Source organism: Streptomyces sp. NPDC002868 (genome assembly GCF_055563295.1).
In genome coordinates this window covers 182108-204981 of sequence record NZ_JBVHDR010000005.1, presented here as the reverse complement: position 1 = coordinate 204981, position 22874 = coordinate 182108, and the positions used below count along the sequence as shown (strand labels likewise).

20 protein-coding genes are annotated in these 22874 nt (G+C 71.4%); 12 read left to right on the top strand and 8 right to left on the bottom strand.

The genetic code is table 11. From position 1 onward, the window contains the following. Positions 1 to 3: 3 nt before the first annotated feature. The 3 genes from ACZ3H8_RS17610 to ACZ3H8_RS17600 form a co-directional block, all read right to left on the bottom strand. Positions 4 to 612 (bottom strand): Rv1733c family protein, encoded by a 609-nt coding sequence (locus tag ACZ3H8_RS17610; RefSeq protein ID WP_467402656.1) that lies wholly within the window; start codon positions 610 to 612, stop codon positions 4 to 6. A gap of 165 nt (positions 613 to 777) precedes the next feature. Continuing rightward, the gene (locus tag ACZ3H8_RS17605) at positions 778 to 1602 is read right to left on the bottom strand and encodes an MOSC domain-containing protein (RefSeq protein ID WP_467402654.1); all 825 of its coding nucleotides are present in this window, start codon (positions 1600 to 1602) and stop codon (positions 778 to 780) included. Positions 1603 to 1639: 37 nt separating this feature from the next. Next, positions 1640 to 2104, bottom strand: coding sequence for a DUF6643 family protein (locus ACZ3H8_RS17600; RefSeq protein WP_467402651.1), 465 nt, complete (start codon positions 2102 to 2104; stop codon positions 1640 to 1642). A gap of 242 nt (positions 2105 to 2346) precedes the next feature. On the opposite strand from ACZ3H8_RS17600, the gene ACZ3H8_RS17595 reads away from it, so the two are divergent. Continuing rightward, complete coding sequence (locus ACZ3H8_RS17595; protein ID WP_467402650.1) at positions 2347 to 3633, top strand: TerD family protein; 1287 nt, start codon at positions 2347 to 2349, stop codon at positions 3631 to 3633. Between the two features lie 15 nt (positions 3634 to 3648). Here the strand turns inward: ACZ3H8_RS17595 and ACZ3H8_RS17590 are convergent, their stop codons facing one another. Beyond that, positions 3649 to 4821: a glycosyltransferase gene (locus tag ACZ3H8_RS17590; protein ID WP_467402648.1), complete on the bottom strand. Its 1173-nt coding sequence runs from the start codon at positions 4819 to 4821 to the stop codon at positions 3649 to 3651. Between the two features lie 58 nt (positions 4822 to 4879). Between ACZ3H8_RS17590 and ACZ3H8_RS17585 the strand changes: the two genes are divergently transcribed. Together ACZ3H8_RS17585 and ACZ3H8_RS17580 are read left to right on the top strand one after the other, a co-directional pair. Next, positions 4880 to 5653, top strand: a complete 774-nt coding sequence (locus ACZ3H8_RS17585; protein ID WP_467402645.1) for a glutamate racemase — start codon at positions 4880 to 4882, stop codon at positions 5651 to 5653. Between the two features lie 116 nt (positions 5654 to 5769). Further along, positions 5770 to 6330, top strand: a complete 561-nt coding sequence (locus tag ACZ3H8_RS17580) for a hypothetical protein (RefSeq protein WP_467402643.1) — start codon at positions 5770 to 5772, stop codon at positions 6328 to 6330. Between the two features lie 77 nt (positions 6331 to 6407). Here the strand turns inward: ACZ3H8_RS17580 and ACZ3H8_RS17575 are convergent, their stop codons facing one another. Continuing rightward, positions 6408 to 7487 (bottom strand): O-antigen ligase family protein, encoded by a 1080-nt coding sequence (locus ACZ3H8_RS17575; RefSeq protein ID WP_467402640.1) that lies wholly within the window; start codon positions 7485 to 7487, stop codon positions 6408 to 6410. A 249-nt stretch (positions 7488 to 7736) separates the two neighbouring features. Between ACZ3H8_RS17575 and lnt the strand changes: the two genes are divergently transcribed. The 4 genes from lnt to ACZ3H8_RS17555 all read left to right on the top strand — a co-directional run bounded on the left by lnt (position 7737) and on the right by ACZ3H8_RS17555 (position 12817). Further along, a complete protein-coding gene (gene lnt, locus ACZ3H8_RS17570; RefSeq protein ID WP_467402637.1) occupies positions 7737 to 9398 on the top strand; it encodes an apolipoprotein N-acyltransferase in 1662 nt (553 codons plus the stop codon). 10 nt (positions 9399 to 9408) lie between these two features. Next, positions 9409 to 9891, top strand: coding sequence for an NUDIX hydrolase (locus tag ACZ3H8_RS17565; RefSeq protein WP_467402636.1), 483 nt, complete (start codon positions 9409 to 9411; stop codon positions 9889 to 9891). Between the two features lie 55 nt (positions 9892 to 9946). Continuing rightward, positions 9947 to 10771 carry a 3-hydroxybutyrate dehydrogenase gene (locus ACZ3H8_RS17560; RefSeq protein WP_398985805.1) on the top strand — a complete coding sequence of 275 codons (825 nt, stop codon included), beginning with the start codon at positions 9947 to 9949 and terminating at the stop codon, positions 10769 to 10771. Between the two features lie 120 nt (positions 10772 to 10891). Then, positions 10892 to 12817 carry a helix-turn-helix domain-containing protein gene (locus ACZ3H8_RS17555; protein WP_467402633.1) on the top strand — a complete coding sequence of 642 codons (1926 nt, stop codon included), beginning with the start codon at positions 10892 to 10894 and terminating at the stop codon, positions 12815 to 12817. Positions 12818 to 12902: 85 nt separating this feature from the next. Here ACZ3H8_RS17555 and ACZ3H8_RS17550 read toward each other — a convergent pair whose 3' ends face one another. Both ACZ3H8_RS17550 and ACZ3H8_RS17545 read right to left on the bottom strand, forming a co-directional pair. Next, a complete protein-coding gene (locus ACZ3H8_RS17550) occupies positions 12903 to 14288 on the bottom strand; it encodes an MFS transporter (RefSeq protein WP_467402631.1) in 1386 nt (461 codons plus the stop codon). Between the two features lie 1021 nt (positions 14289 to 15309). Further along, entirely contained in the window at positions 15310 to 15942 is a 633-nt protein-coding gene (locus ACZ3H8_RS17545; protein WP_467402628.1) for a TetR/AcrR family transcriptional regulator, read from the bottom strand. A gap of 58 nt (positions 15943 to 16000) precedes the next feature. On the opposite strand from ACZ3H8_RS17545, the gene ACZ3H8_RS17540 reads away from it, so the two are divergent. The 4 genes from ACZ3H8_RS17540 (at position 16001) to ACZ3H8_RS17525 (ending at position 21774) form a co-directional block, all read left to right on the top strand. After that, positions 16001 to 17086: a DUF2855 family protein gene (locus ACZ3H8_RS17540; RefSeq protein WP_467402626.1), complete on the top strand. Its 1086-nt coding sequence runs from the start codon at positions 16001 to 16003 to the stop codon at positions 17084 to 17086. Positions 17087 to 17415: 329 nt separating this feature from the next. Next, complete coding sequence (locus tag ACZ3H8_RS17535; protein ID WP_467402625.1) at positions 17416 to 20106, top strand: winged helix-turn-helix domain-containing protein; 2691 nt, start codon at positions 17416 to 17418, stop codon at positions 20104 to 20106. A gap of 330 nt (positions 20107 to 20436) precedes the next feature. Beyond that, entirely contained in the window at positions 20437 to 20634 is a 198-nt protein-coding gene (locus tag ACZ3H8_RS17530) for a hypothetical protein (RefSeq protein WP_307664996.1), read from the top strand. A gap of 477 nt (positions 20635 to 21111) precedes the next feature. Beyond that, complete coding sequence (locus ACZ3H8_RS17525) at positions 21112 to 21774, top strand: HdeD family acid-resistance protein (protein WP_467402621.1); 663 nt, start codon at positions 21112 to 21114, stop codon at positions 21772 to 21774. A gap of 98 nt (positions 21775 to 21872) precedes the next feature. Here ACZ3H8_RS17525 and ACZ3H8_RS17520 read toward each other — a convergent pair whose 3' ends face one another. Further along, the gene (locus ACZ3H8_RS17520) at positions 21873 to 22274 is read right to left on the bottom strand and encodes a hypothetical protein (protein ID WP_467402620.1); all 402 of its coding nucleotides are present in this window, start codon (positions 22272 to 22274) and stop codon (positions 21873 to 21875) included. A 100-nt stretch (positions 22275 to 22374) separates the two neighbouring features. On the opposite strand from ACZ3H8_RS17520, the gene ACZ3H8_RS17515 reads away from it, so the two are divergent. After that, positions 22375 to 22845 carry an SHOCT domain-containing protein gene (locus ACZ3H8_RS17515; RefSeq protein ID WP_467402617.1) on the top strand — a complete coding sequence of 157 codons (471 nt, stop codon included), beginning with the start codon at positions 22375 to 22377 and terminating at the stop codon, positions 22843 to 22845. Positions 22846 to 22874: the final 29 nt, after the last annotated feature.

Below are 22874 nucleotides of genomic sequence, written 5' to 3'. Positions count from 1 at the left end.
CGGTCAGCTGCCCGCGCCCGTACGACCCCAGTCGGGGCCGGCCGCGGCCCATGCCCGGTCAAGGCGCGCGTATCTGCGCCGTACAAGTCGCGAGACGACCAGCCGTCTGGCACATTCGACGAGTCCCGCGGCGGCGAACGCGGCGCCTGTCCCGGCCAGGACGGCGTGCACGCCGGCAGTCGCCGCGTCCATCGGGCGAGTGACGATCCGGCCGGCGCGGTCGGTCCAGATGGTGAACGTGTCGCCGGGCCGCACGGTCCGCAGCACGGTGGAGACCGTACCGGTGTGCCGACTGCCATCCGCCGCCGTCCACTTCGCGACGATCGGCCGGCGCTTCTCGTGGGCCGCGGAGGACTCGGGGTCGTACGCGGCGGGCTTGTGCGCCGGGGCCGGATTCAGCACCGTCGCGGTGACCGCGTGACGCTGCTCGCGCTGCATGCGTACCGACTGGCGCAGCGACTCGTCGGTCAGGCTCCCGGTGATCCAGCCGACGGCCGGGGCCGCGGTGACGAGAAGCACGGCGGCGACGAGCGCCACCCATGCCTCCAAGCGATCGGTCGCGCGGCGCAGGGGATTGCGGCGCCAGCGCCAGACTCCTGTGGCTGCTCGCACTGTCCTGCACCCCCTTCCGCGTCCGTCATAGCCCGGTACGGCACGGCATAAGCACGAGTGGCGCGAAGAGAGAGGAAAGTCACCCGCCACTCACCCCGCCAACAGTCCAACGCGTCTGTCACCGCGGGGTGTTCCCGGGTTTGAGGGTTCCCAGGTCGTGGTGACCTATGCGAGGACGCTGACGGTGTCGCCGGCCTGGATGACGCCGGTCCGCTCCGGCACCAGGTACTGCCCGAAGACCACCTTGTCCCCGACGCGGCGGTGCCGGGCGAGGGTCCGCAGCGGCTCCTTGCCACGCTCGGCAGTGCGCTGGTCGGTGGTGGTGATGACGCAGCGGCCGCAGGGCCTGGCCACCCGGAAGGTGACCTCGCCCAGGGCGATCCGCTGCCAGTCGTCCTCGGCCCAGGGCGCCGTGCCGTCGACGACGACATTCGGCCGGAACCGGGTCATGGGCAGTGGTCCCTCGTCGGCGTGATCACCCTGTGCGATGAGGGAGTTGAGAGCGTCGAGTGAGGCGAGGGTGGTGACGAGCAGCGGATACGCGTCGCCGAGATGGACCGTCTGGCCGGGGAGTGCGTACTGAGAGTCAATGGGGCGCCGAGTGGCCGGGTCGTCGAGATGGACGAGCCGCACCTCGGCGCCCAGATAGTCGCTGAACCAGTCGTCCGCGGGCCCCTCGACAGGCACCGTCTCGACCTTGTCCCCGAAAAGTTGCACCGCGACAGTCCCGACCGGCTCGGGAACGGCGACGGTCAGCGGCTCGTGCCCGGGCGCGGTCAGCCGGATCCCGCCGTCCGGCATCGCCTCGGCACGGGCCAACGCCAGCCGTGGCTGCTGGCGTTGGGTGACCACCTTGGCCGAGGGGTCGATCAGCGTCCACCGACGGTCCCCGGCGAGTCCCCACGGCTCTACAGCCGCCTCGCCGAGTGCGTACCCCGCCACCGATTTGACTGGGTGGACATGGATGGAGCGGATGGTTGGGTTGGGCATACAGCCATAGTGCCAGCCCCCGCTGACATCCGGCCGGTCAGTACCCCCGGCCCTGGTACGGACGGTTGTACGGGTCGTCGTAGGGGGCGGGCGTCGGCGCAGGACGCGCGGCCGCAGGGCGCATCGCCTCGTAACCGGTGGGCACCGGACGCTGCTGCGGCTGGGCCTGGGGCTGATGGCCCGGGTACCCGCGCGGCACGGAGGCCTGCTGAGGGATGTACGGCGCGGGCGCGTGCTGCAGCGGCACGGGCTGCTGCATCTGCTGCGGGTAGCCGTACGAGCCGTAGGAGGGAGAGGACTGCGAGGGGCCCGCCGGGAGGGCGGGCAGGGCCGCGGGGAGCGCCGGCAGATAGCTGTTGCCGGTGTCGTACGCAGCAGGCACTCGGATCGGGGCGATCTGAGGCGTGCCCCGCTCCGCGACCAGGGAGTCGTAGATGGGGGTGTCGGGGAACGACGGAGCGGAGTAGTAACCGCCGCCGTAGGTGGCGCGGGGGGAGGTCATGGCACATAAGTTAAGCCCACGATGTGCTGGTTGGGGAGCCCGATAAGAGGGTTGTTTCAGTAGATGCGAGTGACCGCGGATCCCCAATGCGAGCGAACCCGGGAAAAACGGTCGCCGGGAAGCGCATAGATCGTGTAAAGGGCAAGCTGAGAGCGGGTTACCCACGGGTCGGCCGGGGCGTCCCGGGCGCCCTGGGGATTAGGTTGGCGGCAGATGAATTTTCCGGGACACCCCGACTCGCGATGGGGGCGAGCATGTCCATGCTAAAAGGAGCCAATACTCCGGTGCCGGCGCAGCACGTTCGCGTCGAATTGGGATGGCGTACAGGTCCCGGTGCACCGGATGTCGACGCCTCTGCGCTCCTCCTCGCATCGGGAAAGGTCCGCTCCGACGCGGACTTCGTCTTCTACAACCAGCCGTCGCACGCCTCGGGAGCCGTACGCCACGAGGGGAAGCAGAGCGCGCCGGACAACGTGACGGATCTGCTGTCGGTCGACCTCGCGCGCGTGGAGCCCGCGATCGAGAAGATCGTGCTGGCCGCTTCGGCGGACGGCGGCAGCTTCGGGCAGGTGCCCGGCCTGTACATCAAGGTGCTTGACGCGGCGTCCGGCGCCGAGATCGCGCGGTACGACAGCCAGGACGCGACGGTCGAGACGGCCTTTGTGCTCGGCGAGCTGTACCGGCGCCAGGGCGCGTGGAAGTTCCGCGCGGTGGGGCAGGGCTACGGCACCGGACTCGAGGGCCTGGCGACGGACTTCGGCATCTCGGTCGACGAGCCTCAGCAGGCGGCCCCGGCTGCCGCTGCGACGGCTCCTGCAACGCCCGCGGCGCCCGTCGCGCCCGCCCCCGTGAAGCCCCTGTCTCCGCCGTCGGCGCCCGCTCCTTCCGCTCCCGTACGTCTGAGCAAGGTGACGCTGACGAAGGAGACCCCGTCCGTATCCCTGACCAAGCAGGGCGGCACCTCCGGCGCGATGCGCGTCAACCTCAGCTGGCAGGTGCGCAAGCAGTTCCAGGGCTGGGGCGCCAAACTCGGCCGGGCCGTCGCCATGCACGCGGACCTCGACCTCGACCTGTGCGCGCTCTACGAACTCGCCGACGGCCGCAAGGGAGTCGTCCAGGCCCTCGGCAACGCCTTCGGCTCGCTCCAGCAGCCCCCGTACATCCATCTCGACGGCGACGACCGCACCGGCGGGACATCCGGCGAGAACCTCACCATCAACCTGGACCACAAGGACCGGCTCCGCCGCGTCGTCATCTTCGTGACCATCTACCAAGGCGCTCGCAGCTTCGCCGATCTGGACGCGACGGTCACCCTCCAGCCGCAGCACGGCGCCGCCATCGACTTCTCGCTCGGCGAGTGCACCGTACCGTCGACCGTCTGCGCGCTCGCACTGATCACCAACACCGGCTCGGATCTCGTCGTCCAGCGCGAAGCCCGCTTCCTGGTCCCGGAGCGCGGTGTGAGCCCGCAGCGGACGATCGACTACGCGTACGGCTGGGGCATGAACTGGACGCCCGGCAGGAAGTAACGCTGGTTGGGCAGGTCACCGGTCCGGCGTGGCCTCGGGACGGGCGTACGTACGCCCCTTCCAGGCCGCGCCGCGCCCGCGGTGGTGCTGTACCGCCGAATCGACGGTCATCAGCAGATACAGCAGGGCGGTGAAGGGCAGCAGGGGCGCGAGCAGCAGCGGCTGCCGGTAGTAGCGCAGCATCGGGAGATACGTCCCCGTCATCACCGCCCACGCGAGCCCCCCGGCCCAGCCGGCCGCCGCATCGTGCCCCCACACGCCGGCGCACAGTGTGACGGGCGGCGCGAGATACACCAGCGCGAGCCCCACCACGGTCCCGGCCAGCAGCAGTGGACTGTGCAGCAGTTGGGCGTACGCGCTGCGCGACACCATCCGCCACAGGTCCGCCAGCCGCGGATACGGCCGCACGCTGTCCACCCCGTCCGCCAGCCCCAGCCAGATCCGGCCGCCTGAGCGCTGCACGGCCCGCGCCAGCGACACATCGTCGATCACCGCCTGCCGGATCGACTCCGGAATGCCCGCCCGCTCGGCCGCCTCCGCGCGCAACAGGACGCAGCCGCCCGCCGCGGCCGCCGTCCGCGACCCCGGGCGGTTGACCCACCGGAAGGGGTAGAGCTGCGAGAAGAAGTAGACGAATGCGGGCACGATCAGCCGCTCCCACCCGCTCGCGACGCGCAGCCGCGCCATCTGGGAGACGAGGTCCAGCCCGTTCATACGGGCCGCGGCCACCAACTCGCGCAGACTGTCCGGCTCATGCGCGATATCGGCATCGGTGAGGAGCAGATACTCGGGACCGTCGGCCCGGGCCAGGGCGATGCCGTGCCGGAGCGCCCAGAGCTTCCCCGTCCAGCCGGGCCCCGGCTCGCCGGGGGAGACCACACACAGCGGCAGCCCGCCATGGCGCTCGGAGAGGGAGCGGGCCAGTTCCCCCGTGCCGTCCGTACTGCCGTCGTCGACCAGCACGATCTCCGCACGGCCCGGATAGACCTGCGCCAGCAGGGAAGGCAGGCTGAGCGGCAGCACCTCGGCCTCGTCTCTCGCGGGCGCGACAACGGCGACATCCGGCCAGTGGTCGGGGGCCTCGCGCGGGGGCAGTCGCTGGTCCGTAAGCCAGAAGAAGCCCTGCCCGAGCAGCAGCCACCCCCATGCGGCCAGTGATCCCACGGCGATCCAGGCAACGGCGCTCATTTGCCGCAGTCTGCCCCACTGCGCCGGTACCGCAAGGGCAGTCGACTATGGTGACCGGGTGAAGATCGCGCTCATGGACTCCGGAATCGGCCTGCTTGCGGCGGCCGCCGCGGTACGCAGGCTGCGGCCGGACGCGGATCTCGTCCTCTCCTCCGACCCCGACGGCATGCCTTGGGGCCCGCGTACGCCCGATGATGTCGCCCGGCGTGCACTCGCCGCGGCCCGCGCGGCCGCCCTGCACCGCCCCGACGCGCTGATCGTCGCCTGCAACACCGCATCGGTGCACGCCCTGCCCACCCTGCGCGCCGAGCTGGAGCCCGGGATCCCGGTCATCGGCACCGTCCCCGCGATCAAGCCGGCCTCGGCCGGCGGCGGCCCCGTCGCGATATGGGCCACGCCAGCCACCACGGGCAGCCCGTACCAGCGTGGTCTCATCCGGGATTTCGCCGACTCGGTCGCCGTCACCGAGGTGCCCTGCCCTGGGCTCGCGGACGCCGTGCAGTGGGCCGACGAGAGCGCCATCGACGCGGCTGTGGCAGCCGCGGCCGCCCTCACGCCCAGTGACGTAAGGGGCGTCGTCCTGGGCTGCACCCATTACGAGCTGGTCGCCGACCGGATCCGTGCCGCTGTCGGACACCCCGTGGCCCTGCACGGCTCGGCCGGGGCGGTCGCCGCGCAGGCACTTCGCCGTATCGGCGAGCAGCCGGCCCCCGACGCCGCTCCGAGCAACCGGCTCACGGTGCTGCTCAGCGGCCGCGAGTCCACCCTCCCCGAGCAGGCGCTCAGTTACCTGGAAGGCGGCCTGGTGGAGGCAGTGAGCCCCGCCCACTGATCGTGATCGGGCCAGCTCAGCGCTCGTCCCAAGGCCCCTACCGGGGCCGCTCCTCCCTTGTGATCCATACGGTCGAGACCATGCCCTGCCGCAGGAATCTGAGTACCCTGCTTGCCATGAGGGACCACTTCCGCGAATCGGGGCACCCCACAGCGCCCCCGCCCGCGATCTGGACCGGCCGTGCGACCAACCGCATTCAGTGGCTGCTCGCCGCGGCGGGTGCCGCCTGCATGGCGCTCGGCATCGAGCTGGCCGTCGACTACGCATGGACCACGGACATCGTCCCACTGCTGATGTCCGTGATCGGCTGCGTCGCGGCGGGCCTGATGATCCTCTACGGGACCCTCGCCTTCGTCCATGTGGCGGTCAAGGTCGACAGCGATGCCGTCGAGGTGCGCTGCGGCCACATCGGCCTGCCGCGTCGGCGGATCCCGCTCTCCCACGTGGTGGACGCGGAGTTCGTAGCGAAGGTCACCCCGTGTCAGTGGGGCGGCTGGGGGTACCGCTGGCGCCCGGAGATGGGCACGGCCGTGGTCGTACGCCGCGGCGAGGGCCTTGTTGTCACGTTGGGCGACGGCAGGATCTTCACGGTCACCGTCGACGACGCGGAAGCGGCGGTGCGGGCGATCCGCGACCGCCTCCACCTGACGGGTACGACCAAGCCCACGGGGGCGTAGCGCTGCGCCGCCGTCGGCCTCTGAGGCCCGGCTGAACCGTGCAGCCCTCTTGAAGACTGGTCGCCGCTATGTCGCCGCTATACCGCGCGACTGTCCGCCTCCGTCCGGCGCGCCACCTGCGTACCCGCCCCCACCCCGCCCTCGGCCGCCACGCGCGCCGTCGCCAGGCCCGCGAGCAGCCCCGCGCCCGCCGTCACCGGGGCGAAGCTCAGCGCATTGCCGACGCTCGCCAGCACCGCCAGCGCCGTGAGCGCGGCGCCCGCGCTCAGTACCACCGGCGTGGACCGTGGCGAGCGCAGTAGGCCGTACAGCATCCAGCCGAACGCCGCCCCCAGCAGCGCCACCCCCACCACACCCTGCTCGGCCGCCTGCTGCAGCGAGGCGGAGTGCGGTTTGCCGTCGGAGCCCAGCGACTGCTGAGCCGTGCTGCTCAGCTTGCCGAAGCGGTCGGGGCCCACGCCCCGTATCGGATCCTCCTGGGCGAGCGCGATCGCGTCCCGCCACAACGCCACCCGGTTCTGGGTCAGCTGGCCCTCCAGCGAGACGGTCAGTCCGTCCGGCAGGGCGTCTTCGGCCACGCCCCAGGACGTGGCGACGACCAGGCCGGCAGCGAGGGCCAGACCTGCGATCGCCACCGTCCGCCGGCGCATCCGAACGGCCGCGAGCGAGCAGAGCAGTACGCCGAGCGCAGCAGCGAACCCGACCATGGATCCGAGTGCGAGCGCGGTGCAGGCGACGGCGAGAGCGAGCACCCGCAGCCCGAGGCGCAGCACGGGCGGACGGGCCGCGGAGGCGGCGCAGCAGGCCGCGCCCGCGGCGAGGACCAGCAGCGCGGCGGCCGCGCCCGTATGCCCGGGCTGGGTGGCCGCTCCGACGTTCGCGCCGGGCACTCCCTGCCGCGAGGCGATCGCCAGGCCGAGGGCCGCGAGTGCCGCGGCCGACGAGGCGGCAACGGGCAGGAGCGTGCCGCAGATGCGGCCGCAGGCATACCCCGCGGCAACGGCGAACACGGCGAGCAGCACACCCTCGGGCCGGGCCTCGCGCCCCGCCGCGCTGATCAGCGACCAGACGGCGCACCCGCTCAGGACGACGACGCCGGCGACATCGCTCGCGCCGCCGCGCTCCCGCGCCGCGGACCGGCTGTCCGGTGCAGCCATCCCGTCGACCCCCCGACCTGTGACGGGCCCTGCCGTAGCAGCCGAACCGGGTCGGGTGGCAGGGACTGGCGCACACGGTAACGGCAGAGACGGGGGTTTGTGGATGGGTTGCGCAGGAACGTTGCTGCGGCCGAGGCTTCGGCAGTCCGGCGCCCGTCCCGGTCGGCACTGCCGACAAGCGCGGTCCGCACTGCCGACAGCGCGGACCGGACTGCCGGGAGCACAGCCTGCCGCCGTAGACTCCGCCAGGTGAGCGCCACCATCACCACCGTCGACACCCCTCAGCCCGCCACCGCCGGCCGACCGTTGCTGCGCCGGTTCGTACGGCCGGGTGCCGCCGCGCTTTCGGGGGTGCTGCTCTTCGTGAGCTTCCCGCCGCGGCCCCTGTGGTGGCTGGTGCTGCCCGCCTTCGCGCTGCTCGGCTGGACGCTGTCCGGACGTCGGCCGCTGCCCGCCCTCGGTCTCGGCTACCTCACCGGCCTCGGCTTTCTGCTGCCGCTCCTCATCTGGACGGGCGAGGAGGTCGGCCCGGTGCCGTGGGTGGCACTGGCCGCGGTGGAAGCGGTGTTCGTCGCGCTCGCCTGCCTGGGCATCGCCGCGGTCTCCCGGCTGCCGGTGTGGCCGGTGTGGGCAGCCGCCGTGTGGATCGTGGGCGAGGCGGCCCGCGCCCGGGTGCCGTTCGGCGGCTTCCCCTGGGGCAAGATCGCCTTTGGCCAGGCGGACGGCTTTTTCCTGCCGCTCGCGGCGCTCGGCGGGACGCCGCTGCTCGGTTTCGCCGTCGCACTGTGCGGATTCGGGCTGTACGAGACCGTCCGCCGGGTCCTTGCCTACCGGCGCGCCGGCGAGCTGCCGCGCAGCGCCGCGGCCGCCGCGCTCCTCAGCGTGCTCGTCCCCGTCACCGCGGCACTCGCCGCCCTGCCGCTCGTCGACGACTCCGCCGAGGACGGCACCGCGACCGTCGCCGCGATCCAGGGCAATGTGCCGCGCCTGGGGCTCGACTTCAACTCCCAGCGCCGTGCGGTCCTCGACAACCATGCGCGCCGCACCGAGCAGCTCGCCGCCGATGTGAAGGCGGGCAAGGTGGCCAAGCCGGACTTCGTGCTGTGGCCGGAGAACTCCTCGGACCTCGACCCGTACCGCAACGGCGACGCCCGGGTGGTCATCGACGACGCGGTGAGGGCGATCGGCGTGCCGACCGTCGTCGGCGCGGTGGTGACTCCCGACACCGGGAAGCTCCGCAACACCCTCATCGAATGGGACCCCACGCGCGGCCCCGTCGACACCTACGACAAGCGCCATGTGCAGCCGTTCGGCGAGTACATCCCGATGCGTTCCCTTGTACGGCTCGTCAACTCGGACGTCGACCGGGTCCGCCGGGACTTCGGCCCGGGCCACAAGGTGGGCGTTTTCGATCTGGCGGGCACCAAGGTGGGCATGGTCACCTGCTTCGAGGCGGCATTCGACGACGCGGCGAGGGACACCGTCACGCACGGTGCCCAACTGATCTCCGTACCCAGCAACAACGCCACTTTCGGGCGCAGCGAGATGACGTATCAGCAGCTGGCGATGTCGCGGGTGCGGGCGGTCGAGCACGGGCGCTCGGTCGTCGTCCCCGTCACCAGCGGCGTCAGCGCGGTGATCATGCCGGACGGGAAGATCGTCCAGAAGACGAAGATGTTCACCCCGGACGCGCTGGTCGCCGAGGTGCCACTGCGCTCGTCGCTGACTCCGGCGACCCGGCTGGGGACCTGGCCGGAGCGCTTCCTGGTGCTGGTCGGGGTGGGCGGTCTGGGCTGGGTGGTCGTTCGAGGCGTACGGACTCGGCGGGAGCAGCGGGAGCAGCGGGAGCAGCGGGTGGAGCGGGTGGAGCCATCGGAGCGGTCGGAGCAGGGCCCGGTCGACGCCGGTTAGGGTCGAAGCCATGGCAACCCCTGACTTCATCCGCGAGATCCGGGCCACCGCCGGGCATCAGCTTCTCTTCCTGCCGGGCGTCAGCGCGGTCGTCTTCGACGACGAGGGGCGGGTGCTGCTGGGCAGACGTGCCGACACCGGCAAGTGGTCGATCATCGGCGGGATTCCGGAGCCCGGGGAGCAGCCGGCGGTGGCGGCTGTGCGGGAGGTGTACGAGGAGACCGCGGTGCAGTGTGTCGCTGAGCGGGTCGTGCTCGTGCAGACGTTGCGGAAGCCGGTCACCTACCCCAACGGCGATCAGTGCCAGTTCATGGACGTCTGCATTCGCTGTCGGGCGGTGGGCGGACAGGCTCGCGTCAATGATGACGAGTCGCTGGAGGTGGGGTGGTTCTCTGCGGACGCGCTGCCGGAGCTGAAGGAGTTCTCGCTCTTCCGGATCAAGCAGGCGCAGACCGAGGGACCGGCATGGTTTGAACCCACCATCGAGCAGTGAAGTATGGGTGGCGACCACATCGGTCGGGGGGTGATCACTGCCTAGGGTGCGAAGCATGACCGCGCCCACCACACCAGGTCCCGCACCTCAGTCTCGTCCTCGTCATCCTCGTACGGTCGACCTCGACCTCGGCGGCCGTACGGCACTCGTCACCGGCGCGGCGGGCGGCATCGGCCGAGCCTGCGCGCTGCGGCTCGCAGCCGCCGGTGCGAAGGTCAGAGCCGTCGACCGGGACGCCGATGGCCTTGAGGCCCTGGCCGCGGACTCCCCGGGGCTGGCCGGCGCCGTGGAACCGCAGGTCCTGGACCTCACCGATCTCGATGCGGCGGAGGCGGCGGCCGCCGGTGCGGACATCCTGGTCAACAACGCGGGGCTGCAACTGGTCCGGCCCATCGAGGAGTTCCCGCCGGACGTCTTCCACACTGTGCTCACCGTGATGCTGGAAGCGCCGTTCCGGCTGATCAGGGGCGCCCTTCCGCACATGTACGCCCAAGGGTGGGGCCGAATCGTCAATATCTCTTCCGCACATGGGCTGCGAGCCTCTGCCTTCAAGTCCGCCTATGTGTCCGCCAAACACGGTCTGGAGGGGCTTTCGAAGACCGCAGCCCTGGAGGGTGCTCCACATGGGGTGACGTCCGTATGTGTCAATCCCAGCTATGTACGGACACCACTGGTCGAGCGACAGATCGCCGATCAGGCCGCGGCCCATTCCGTGGCCGAGGAGCGCGTCCTCGCCGACGTACTGCTCAGGGACTCCGCGATCAAGCGCCTGGTAGAGCCGGAGGAAGTCGCCGAAGCGGTGCTGTATCTGTGCAGCCCGCAGGCCTCCTTCATTACCGGCACCTCGCTCGCCATCGACGGTGGCTGGACCGCCCACTAGACATCCGGGGCTTCCCGAGACATCCCGCGGCCGCCTGCTGAGGGTGACGCGGTTGTCCACAACGGCTTCGTCGTCCACAGGGCTGGTGCGACCACCCGTACGGCAGGTAATCCTGTGTCCATGTCCCACGATCAAGCCTCCTACCTGGAGCTCCTCGCACGCGGTGCCGCCACCGAGGCGTACGACCGGCCCGTGCTGCTCGCCCGCGCGGGCGGCGCGGCACCGGACGAGCTCGCCGCCATCGAGCACGCCAAGCAGCTCGCGCTGCGGGTGCGCGCCGAGCTGGAGGGCCGGCGACGGCGCGAGGCCGAGCTGTCCGCGCTCTTCGAGACCGCGCACGACCTGGCGGGTCTGCGCGACCTCGACGCCGTGCTGCGGGCGATCGTGCAGCGTGCCCGCTCGCTGCTCGGCACCGAGGTCGCCTATCTGAGCCTCAACGACCCGTCGGCGGGCGACACCTATATGCGGGTCACAGAAGGTTCGGTGTCGGCGCGCTTCCAGCAACTGCGGCTGGGCATGGGGGAGGGGCTCGGCGGGCTCGTCGCCCAGACCGCCCGACCGTATGTCACCGACAGCTATTTCGACGACGCCCGCTTCGAACACACGAGGGCGATAGACACGGCCGTCAGCGACGAGGGCCTGGTCGCGATCCTCGGGGTGCCGCTGATGCTCGGCAGCCAGGTGATCGGCGTGCTCTTCGCCGCGGACCGCCGCGAGAGAGTCTTCGAACGCGAACAGGTCGCGCTGCTGGCCTCCTTCGCCGCCCATGCGGCCGTCGCCATCGACACCGCCAACCTGCTGGCGGAGACCCGCTCGGCGCTCGCCGAGCTGGAGCGGGCCAACGAAATCATCCGGGATCACAGCGGCGTCATCGAGCGTGCCTCGGAGGTCCACGACCGGCTGACCGAAGTGGTGCTGCGCGGCGGAGGCGTTCATGACGTGGCCGCCGCCCTGTCCGAAGTCCTGGACGGCTCGGTCGAGTTCACGGACGACGACCTCGACGCGACCGGCGCCGACGGCCGTGCGATACGGCACGGAGACGACTGGGTGGCAGCGGTCTCGGCGGGCGGCGAGCTGCTGGGCGCCCTGGTGCTCCGCGGCCGGCGGGACCTCGATCCCGTCGACCGGCGCACCTTGGAGCGCGCCGCCATGGTCACCTCGCTGCTGCTCCTCGCCCGGCGCTCCGCCCACGCCGCCGAACAGCGTGTACGGGGCGAGCTGCTCGACGACCTCCTCGACGCCGCCGACCGCGACCCGCGGCTGCTGCGCGAGCGGGCTGCCCGGCTTCGGGCCGACCTGGACGCCCCGCATGTGGTGCTCGCAGCCCGCATCGACGGCCCCGGCACGGACGCCGCGGACCGGGACGCGGCCTGCCGGGACTCCACCGGACGGGACACCGCTACCGCCGAGCGGGAGACCGCGGACCGGCAGCGTCTGTGGTCCGCGGCCTCGCACCTGGCCGCGACCCGCTCGGGCCTGGCGGCTGCTCGCGACGGCGGCACCGTACTGCTGCTGCCGCTCGGCCCCGACGACAGTGCGTCCGACGTCGCGCGCCAGACCGCCAGGTCACTGGGCGGCACGCTCAGGGAGTTGGTCACCGTCGGCGCGTCCTCACCGGTGGCCGCGCCCGCCGGCGATCCGAGCCCGATAGCCGGCGCGTACGCACAGGCGCGTCGCTGCCTCGACGCGCTGCGCCTGCTCGGCCGCTCCGGACAGGGCGCCGCGGCACAGGACTTGGGTTTCCTCGGGCTGCTGCTCGCCGACCCCGGCGACATCGACGGCTTCGTACAGCGCACGATGGGCGAGGTCGTCGAGTACGACCGGCGGCGTGGCACTGACCTGGTCCGTACGCTCGACGCGTACTTCGCGAGCGGCATGAGCCCGGCCCGTACGAAGGACGACCTGCACGTCCATGTGAACACTGTGGCCCAGCGCCTGGAACGAATAGGCCGGCTGCTCGGCCCCGACTGGCAGTCACCGGCGAGGGCGCTGGAGATCCAGCTGGCACTGCGGCTGCATGCGATGTCTGCGGCGGTCGCCCACTGAACGCGCCGCTGCGCGGCCCCCGTTGGGATCCGCGCAGCGCCCTACGCCATACGTCTGTCTACCTCCTTACCTGCCGGCCTGCCTGTCAGGCAGTTCGCGCATCGGCCGGCCGAGCCGCCGGCCCGCCGTCCTCCACCGGCTCGGCCTCGACTGCGTTCAGATCCCGCTGCCGGGTCTCGCGTGCACAGCCGATGGCCACGACGGTGAGCAGCGCAGCGGCGATGACGTACAGCGCGATCGGCGTCGACGAGTCGTAGTCGGCGAGGAGCGCGGTGGCGATCAGCGGAGCCGGGGCGCCTGCCGCGACCGACGAGAACTGTGCACCGATGGAGGCCCCGGAATAGCGCATGCGCGTGGCGAACATCTCGGAGAAGAACGCCGCCTGGGGTGCGTACATCGCCCCGTGCAGCACAAGCCCCACCGTAACGGCGAGCAGCAGACTGCCGAAGCTGCCCCTGTCGATGAGCGCGAAGAACGGGAACATCCAGGCGCCGACACCGATCGCGCCGACGAGATACACAGGCCTGCGCCCGATCCGGTCCGACAGCGCGCCCCACGCCGGGATCACCGCGAAGTGCACTGCGGAGGCAATGAGTACGGCATTGAGCGCTGTCTGCTTGCTGAGCTCCACCGCGGTCGTCGCGTAGACGAGGATGAACGCCGTGATGACGTAGTAGCTGATGTTCTCCGCCATCCGCGCGCCCATCGCCACCAGCACATCGCGCCAGTGGTGCCGCAGCACGGCGACCAGCGGCATCTTCTCGACCTGCCCGGAGACCGCCTTGCGCTCCTCGGCCTGTGCCAGCGCCGCCTTGAACACCGGAGATTCATCGACAGAGAGACGTATCCACAAACCGACGATCACGAGCACACCAGAGAGGAGGAACGGAATGCGCCAGCCCCATGAGGTGAAGGCGGCATCCGAGAGCAACGCGGTGAGAGCGGAGAGCACCCCGGTGGCGAGCAACTGCCCGGCGGGCGCCCCGGTCTGCGGCCACGAAGCCCAGAACCCGCGCCGCTTGGCGTCCCCGTGCTCCGACACGAGCAACACGGCCCCGCCCCACTCACCGCCGAGCGCGAACCCCTGCACCAGCCGCAACACGGTGAGCAGCACGGGCGCGGCGCTCCCGATGGTGGCGTGCGTCGGCAGCAGCCCGATGGCGAAGGTCGCCCCACCCATCAGCAGCAGGCTCAGCACCAGCAGCTTCTTGCGGCCGAGCCGGTCGCCGTAGTGCCCGAAGACCAGCGCCCCGAGGGGGCGGGCGGCGAAGCCGACGGCGTAGGTGAGGAAGGAGAGGAGAGTTCCGACGAGCGGGTCGGAGCCGGGGAAGAACAGCTTGTTGAAGACCAGCGCGGCGGCGGATCCGTAGAGGAAGAAGTCGTACCACTCGATGGTGGTGCCTATGAGGCTCGCGGCGACGATGCGCTTGAGTGAGCTGGGAGCTGGTGGAGCGGTTGCGGGGGCGGCCATGGACACCACTTCCGGACAGTTGGCGGGGACGTTTGCGTGTCGCCACACCGTAGGAAGGCGCAGGTCAGGGGCACATGTGGTGGGACACCACAGTTCGGAGGGTCAGTGTGCGCGCGACCACCATGATGGGAGCGCGGGGGCTGAGTCAGGGGCCGGTCCGCTCGTCGCCAACGTCGGCGAGAACAGTGAGGCGACGCCCCGGCTTCATGATCAGTTCAGCCCAGTGCTCGGTTGATCCAACTGGGTGGGACGTTACTGGGTCGCGCCCGCGGTGGTGGCGGCCATGGGCCGGCTCCTGGCACCCGCCGGAACCTGAACGGGCGTCCAGTACGTAGGAAGGGGCCGCCCCGAGGCGAGACCCCTTCCTACGTGGGGGCGGGTGGTTCAGCCGGTTCGGGTGTGGGTCCTCAGTGCTGGGGGCGCTCGGATCGGGGCATCAGGCGCGAGCGTTCGAGTATCCGCAACCAGGAGCAGCGCCTCGGCCAGGAGTGTGACCAGCGGCTGCTGGTCGTCATTGCTCCCTTGCTGGTGCACTCCGGCCGCACCGCCCCAGATCTTCGCGCTGCCTATGCCGCCCCGAACCGTGGTCGACGTGCGCTTGGCTCATCGGATCGGGGGCGGCGTGGCGGGGTGCGTCGGTTGCGGCGTTGGCGTAGCGGTGGGCAGGTGCGCGAAGGCGTCCTTGAGCTCGGATGGGCCGACGACGGTTCAGCGCTGCGCCCCACCACCGGCGCCGTCGGCGCGGTGGTGTCCACTGTGGAGTGCCCGTGCTGCGGGCACGCCCGCAGGCCGGCAACGAACGCCGCCGATTCGCGCGCCGACGGCTGTCGGTGGCCTCTCGCCAGATCAGCAGCCGCTCCGCATCGCCGCCTGCCGCCTCCACATAGGCGCCGGGCTGGCGCGGTTGCTCGCAACGCCTCCGTGAGCAGCCGACCCGGCGAGTCGGGGGGCCGTCCGGGTGAAGTCCCCCGGCCAGCCCGCAACTGCCGTTCACTGCCCGCCCAGGTCTGCGGGCCGGGGATCACGCCTGGGGCATGCAGAGCGCGTTCGTCCAGAGCCGGGTGAGGGTCTCGACCAGCGTCTCGAAGGGCACGGGCTGGTCGGCGGCGAAGGTCACGTACGCCATACGGCTCACCATGGCGCTGAGCGCCCGGGCGGTGACCGCCGGGTCGAGCGCCGGATCGGCGAGTCCCGCCTCCTGGAGCCGCGTGATCGCTGCGGCGCTGCGGTCGATGAACGCCTGCGACCGCTGCAGCCGCAGTTGCAGAAACCGCGGGTCCACGGCGGCGGCCTGCTCCATGGCGGCCATCAGCGCTGCGTTACGGCGGTACGACTCCAGATAGGCGCGGTTGGCTTCCTCAACACCACGCCGCAGCTCCCTGCGGCTGCCGTCGCTGACTCCCGCATGCAGCATCTCGTCCTGCAACTCCGCGAGGACGGCGGCGAAGACGTCGTCCTTGGAGGCGAAGTGCGTGTAGAAGCTGCCGGTTGCGACGCCGGCCTCGGCCGCGATGTCGACGATCCGGGCGTCCAGGTAGCCGTCTCGTTCGAAGATCCGCCGGGCGGCGGCGACCAGGGCGTCCCTGGTGCGGATCCCGCGCGGGGTGCGCCGGGGGGCTGAGGTCTCGGAGGGTGCGTGCTCGGGAGAGGGCATGCGCCGCATCGTAGCCGACTATTGAATCCGAATCCGGATTCAAGTACGTTCCGGGTCCATGGACACCACTGCCACATCCGACGGCTGGAACCTGCTCGTCACCCGCGATGACCTGTCGACCGCCGACCTGGTCGACGCGCCGGTCCCGGAGGTCCGGGACGGTGAGGCGCTGCTGCGGGTCGACCGGGTCGGCCTCACCGCCAACAACGTCACCTACGCCGCGCTCGGCGACTCCTTCCGCTACTGGCAGTTCTTCCCCACCCGCGCAGGCTGGGGCATCGTCCCGCTCTGGGGCTTCGCCAAGGTCGTCGCCTCCCGGGTCGACGGCGTCGAGCCCGGCAGTCGCCTCTATGGCTACTTGCCGTCCGGGAGCCACCTGCTGGTGCGCCCCGGCCGGGTGGACGAGCGCGGCTTCCGGGACGCAAGTCCCCACCGCGCGACGCTGCCGACGCCCTACAACGCCTACACCCTCACCACGGGCGACCTCGCGTACGAGGCCGACCGCGAGGACCTGCAGATCCTCTACCGCCCGCTGTTCTGGACCTCCTTCATGCTGGCCGACTGGCTCGTCGACAACACGTGGCTGGGTGCCCGCACCGCCGTCCTGTCGTCCGCGTCGAGCAAGACCGCCTATGGCGCCGCCTTCCTGCTCCAGGGGCAGGGATGCGAGGTGGTGGGCCTGACATCGCGGCGCAACGTCGCCTTCACCGAGAGCCTGGGCTGCTACGACCGGGTGCTCGCGTACGAGGACGTCCCCCGGCTCTCACCCTCCCGGCCCACCCTGTACGCCGACTTCGCCGGCGACGAAGCCCTGACCGCCACGCTGCGCAGCCACCTCGGCGATGCCCTGGTGCACCACGTGGTGGTCGGCGTCACCAACCAGCAGCCTGGGCCTGCCGGCACCCTGGCCGACACCGGACCGGGCATGTTCTTCGCACCCGACCAGATGCGCAAGCGCGTTGGGGACTGGGGGCGTGAGGGGCTGAACCGCCGCTTCGCCGACGCCTGGCAGAGATTCGCCCCCGTGGTCGAGGAGTGGGTCGACGTCGTCCACAGCCACGGCCCTCAGGCCCTGGAGACGGTCTGGCACGAGGTCCAGTCCGGACGGACCGCCCCGCGCACTGGCCATGTTGTTGTCCTCTGACCGGATCCACCACTCCGTCTCCCGATCGGTCACTGCGTGAACAGGGCCTCCAGCATCGAGGCCGCCGTCTCGTCCACTCGTCGGCCGGGATCGCTGTGCGCCACGGGGACCACCTCCACGCCCCGTCCTGCGCTTGCTCCGGCGCACGGCTGCCCCGCATCCGGGCGTGCTTCCAGCGCGCTCAGCGGTTGGCACGAGTCGCGCGCCGGGCGCCACTCGACCCTCCGGAGGGCCCACTGGGCCCTGTGCGGCGCGCACATGCGCAGGAACACTGGGATGCTGAGGGGGGAGCGCTGCCCATGACCTGACAAACAGTGGCGGTGAGCGCCATGGCTGGGGTGGAGGAGAACGGTCCGGAACCGGCCACGCCGTGTGCCGATCCCCAGGGAGACCCGTTTCTGCGCACGCGGTTCGCCGTACCGACGCGCCCTGCGACGTTCCTGCGGCGGGGGCGGTTGGTCAAGCACCTCGACCAGGCTCTTCTGACGCCGTTGACGATGGTCAACGGAGCCGCGGGCGCGGGCAAGACCCTGCTGGTCGCTGACTGGGCCGCGGGGCGGGACCGGTCCGTCGCCTGGCTCACCACCGACGCGGCGGACCAGGGGTGCGGAATGTTCTGGGCGTACCTGCTCCAGGCCCTGCGCACCTCCGGTGTGCCGCTGCCCGCGGAGGTCGGCTTCCCCGCGGACGCGAGCCGCGTGGATCACACGCTGCTGGCGGGACTCGCCTCCGATCTGAGCGCTCGGGACCGGCCCGTGATCGTGGTGCTCGACGAATACGACCGTGTGACCGACCCGGAGATCGCAGAGCAGCTGGAGTTCGTCCTGCACCACGCAGGACGGGGTATGCGCCTGATCCTCGTCACTCGCACCGAACCGCTGCTGCCGCTGCACCGTTACCGGGCGGCCGGCGACATGACGGAGATCAGGGACGCGGAGCTGGCTTTCACTCCCGAGGAAGCGGCCGCGCTGCTGGAGCTGCACGGGCTGCGCCTTCCGGTGCAGGCTGCGCGCGGGCTCGTGGAGCGCACCCGGGGATGGGCCGCCGGACTACGCCTGTGCGCCCTGGCCGCGCAGGAGAGCCCGGATCCGGAGATGTATCTGAAGGAGTTCGAGGCTGACCGCACCACAGTCGCCGACTTCCTGCTGGCGGAGGTGCTCAATCGGCAGACCCCCGAGACGCAGGACCTCCTGCTGCGGGTCAGCGTCCTCGAGCGCTTCTGTCCCGAGCTGGCGAACGTGCTCACGGAGCGCACCGATGCCGAGTCCATCCTGGCCGGGCTGCACCGCGAGAACGCGTTCGTCGAGTACCTCGGGCATGCCTGGTACCGCCTCCACCCGCTGTTCGGGGAGATCCTCCATGCCCACCTGCGGGTGTGGTCTCCCGGCCTGGAGCCCGAACTCCACCGGCGGGCCGCGGAATGGCTGCGGCGCTCCGGATCCCTCGTGGAGTCGCTCGGCCACGGTGCCGCTGCGGGCGACTGGGAGTTCACCGCCGGTGCCCTCGTCGACGACCTCGCCATCGGTCAGCTCTTCACCGGCCTCCGTTCCGACGACCTGGCCGAGCTGTTCTCACGGATGGGGCCCGAGACCACGAGCCCCGCTACGGACCTCGTCCGCGCGGCCCGTGAGCTGTCCCGGTGCGACCTCGACCGCGGTCTGACCCACCTGCAGCAGGCCGAGCAGAGTCTGGCGGGGGAGCAGATGCCGGCGGGGGACGACTCACCCGGCCTGGCGGCGGCCCAGCTGAGCTATGCCCTGCTGGAAGCCCTGGCGGCCCGGCTGGCCGGTTCGCCGGGAAGGGCGGAGATGGCCGCGGAGGCGGCCGAGAAACTCCAGGAGGAGGTGCCCACACACCTCCTGGACGAGCATCCCGAACTCACCGCTCTCCTGCTGACCCATCTTGGCTCGACGCGGCTGTGGGCCGGGCGCTTCGAGGACGCACGTGCCGCCCTGACCACGGTGGTCGGCTGCTCCGGGGGAGCTTCGACGGCGCTCCCGCGCGAGGAGTCCCTGGGCCACCTGGCCCTGATCGACTACCTGAACGGCTGGCTCGGCAGGGCGGAGCGCAAGGCCCTCGCGGCGTTGACAGAGACGGAGCGGTTCAGCCTGCCCCAGGCGTCCGGCTCCGGCATCGGGCTGCTGGTCCTGGCCGCCGTGGCCGTCGAACGCAACGAACTGGGTCAGGCCCAGGCCCTCCTCGACACGGCTGCAGACGCGCACTGCGCGATGCGGGACCCGGTGATGGAAGCGGGGCGGGCCATCGCCACCGCGCGTCTGCTACTGGCCCGCGGCAACACGCAAGCCGCGCTCGAAGCGGCGGAACCGGCCGTCGCCGCCGACGTGGTCTCCCCCTGGGCGGAGGGGCACACGGCGCTGGTGGCCTCCACCGCACACCTGGCCGAAGGCCGGCCGGAGACGGCCGCGGAGCTGCTGCAAGCGGTGCCCAACGACCAGGTGGCGTGTGCCGTAGGGGCCGCGCGGGCCCAACTCGCCGCGGGGAAGCCCGTCGCGGCGATCGACCTGCTCGACAGAGTGCACCCCGAGGGCCGCACCGGCCCCGCGGTGACCGTCCGGGCCTCGCTGGTGAGGGCGCAGGCCGCGGACGAGGCGGGGGACTCCGCCACCTCGCGCAGGCTCGTTGCCCAGGCGCTCCACGAGGCACGACGCGAGCGGCTGCGGCGCCCCTTCCTCGAAGCCGGACCGTGGATCCGGCCTTTGCTGGGCATGGTGCCACTGCGAGGGCTGGCCGCGGGCTGGCTCACACCCGGTCCGCCGCAGTACGGCTGGCCGCCTCGGTCCGAAGACCAGCCGCCGGCGCCGGTCGTGGAGCAACTGAGTGAACGCGAGCGCGATGTGCTGCAACGGCTGGCCCAGATGATGTCGACGGAAGAGATCGCCGCCGATCTGTATGTGTCGGTGAACACGGTCAAGACCCACCTCAAGAGCGTCTACCGGAAGCTGGCCGTGAACCGGCGCCACGACGCGGTGCGCCGCGCGCGCGAGCTGCGGCTGCTGTGACCACATGGCCGTGAAGAGGCCGGCTCCATGGCGCACCGCCGCGCCCCCCGCGGCCGGGCAGGGGCCTTCACGGCTCTTCCGGCTCGCCCGTGGTGGGTGAGGCACAGGGTGAGTTCTTCGGATGCGATCGGATGCGATGGGGGTGGCGGCAGGGCATGTGCCGGCCGCTGCCCGGCCGACTCGGTCATGGCGGCGTTCATGATGCAGGTGGAGCGCGTGCCGGGCGACGTATCACCTTTACGGGGTGAGGCCGGGCGGTGCGCCGAGGCGGACGATCGCAGGGAAGCGGCGCAGCCCGCCTGTCCCAGGCCACCAGGGGGAGAGCAGCTCATGCGCTACGAGATCCGCGTCGACGGACACATGTCGGAGACGCTGACCAGAGCCTTCCCGGAGCTGGACCACGTGGTGATGTCCGGTCAGACAGTTTTGTTCGGCTGCGTCGTCGACGAGGCGCACCTGTACGGGCTGTTGGCCCGCTGCCAGTCGCTGGGACTACGGGTCCTGGAGATGCGCCAGCTGCCGGAGTGACGCGTCCTTACGACGAGCGATGCCACGAGCGGCGCTTTCGCGCACGGAGCGCCATAGGGGTGGGGGCCGCACGCGAGCAGGGGCGAGGTGCCGCCCGTGCTGCGTCCGTCGAAGGGCAGCAGGTAGTACGCGGTGACGAGGCCCCGCCGCGACGCACAGGGCTCGTGCGACGGACACGGCCGTCGCCCGCCGCCCCGGACCTCGTCTCCGATACGTCGCCTGCCCGGACCGGGCAGGCTCCGTCCGGGCAGCCACTGGATCGTTCATCTCGTGTCTCTTCGTCCGTTCCCTCGCACGTCGGCGCATGTCGGCGCAAGTCTTTCGGCACTCACCTCATCGCCCCGGCGGTGCGCACGGATCACCCGCCGGGGGTGACCCGGTGGCCGACGGCAGGCGGGACGCTGGCCAGGTGAGATCCCCGCACACCGCCACGTCGGCGGTCCAGGAGCAACCCGCTCGATCGCGCGAGGAGGAGCCATGACCGAGTCGCGTGGTCCGGCACCGCGTACCGGACCGGAACGCATGTCCGACGGCGCGGCCCCCGGACCGGCGGGCGACCCCGCGGAAGTGCTGGCGGAACTCGGGCGCTCATGGACGTGGATCCTGGGTTCGGCGGTCGCCACGCTCGTGCCGGGCGTTTTGGTACTGGTCTGGCCGGACGAGACCCTGCACGTCCTGGCGGTCCTCATCGGCCTGTACCTGCTCGTGACCGGGGCGTTCCGGTTCGTTGCGGCCTTCGCCCGGGAGGAGCACGGCGAAAGGCTGCACGGGCTGCTCCTCGCAGTGCTGTACGTCCTGGCCGGGGTGCTGTGTCTGAGGAACCCGCTGCAGACCATCGCCGCGCTCTCGCTGATCGTCGGGATCGTCTGGCTGGTGTCCGGCATTCTCACCCTCTACACGGCCATCGCCACCAAGGACCTGCCCCACCGCGGGTTCGTCCTCGGCGCCGCGGTGATCGGCATCGTTGCGGGGATCGTGGTGCTGGCCCTGCCGGCCGAGTCCGCCACCGCGCTGACCCGGCTGCTGGGTCTGTGGCTCGTCCTACTCGGCCTGGTCGAGGTGGCGGTGGCCTTCGCATGGCGGGCCGCACTCCGCAGGTCAGGCACCGCGGGGCCGCGCGGCCCCGCGGGGACCGTCTGAGCTGCCGCTGACGGAGGCGGCACACACGACCTAGCAGGATTCATGGTCTCGGGCAGGACCTCCGTACCGTCCCACTCCGGCGGAACCACGGATACCGGTCATTTCCTGACCGCCGCCGGGCACCGCCATCGGGGCAGGCGCCCTGGCACTCGTGCTCTGGAACCATCCCACGGTCGGTGCGGTGGTTGCTCGTCCTCGTCCTCGTCCTCGTCCTCGTCCTGGCCCTGGCCGTGCTGGCCCACATGGCAGTGCTCGCCGCCGCCGCGGGTCCCGCCCCGGCCGCGGCCGGCGACGAACCGGGGCGCGCGGTCCCGTGGACCGGTCTTCACGTTCCTGTCCTGGCTGATCGCCGTCTTCCTGGTGGCCGTCTCGGGCCTGGCGGCCGGCGAAGCGGTCGCGTCGTCCGCCTGGTACCGGACGGCCGTCGCCACGCGCCGCCGCGCGGCCGACCGGTGAGCCGGCCCGCGGACCGCGTCGGCCGGGGACGGTCCGCGGCCCATCCACTCACCCGCCTCGGGTGAGGCCGCCGGTCCTTGCCGTGGGCAGGCTGAAGACGGCAGAGAACGGCTGCCGGGCGAATGCCCGGGACGGAGGAGAGACATGAGTGGGCAGATGTACCTCGCGTACGACTATCCGCTGCTGAGCGCCTTCTGGACCATGCTGTTGTTCTTCCTGTGGATCATGTGGTTCATCCTGCTCTTCCGGATCGTCGCCGACATCTTCCGTGACGACACCCTGGGCGGCTGGGCCAAGGCGGGCTGGCTGGTGTTCGTCGTCTTCCTGCCCTTCCTGGGCGTCTTCGTCTACGTGATCGCCCGCGGCAAGAACATGGGCCGCCGGGAGGTGACACAGGCGCGCGTGCAGCAGGAGGCCTTCGACAGCTACATCCGGGAGACCGCCCAGGGCGGCGACGGCCGGCCCAGCAGCGTCGACGAACTCGCCCGGCTGTCCGAGATCCGCGCCCGCGGCGACATCACGGACGAGGAGTTCCGCAGGGCGAAGGAGTTGGTCCTGAGCGGCCACGGCCCGTCGGAAGGCGCGGGCGCTGACACTCCCACCTCCGGTCGCTGACGGCACTGCACGAGACTGAAACGAAGCAG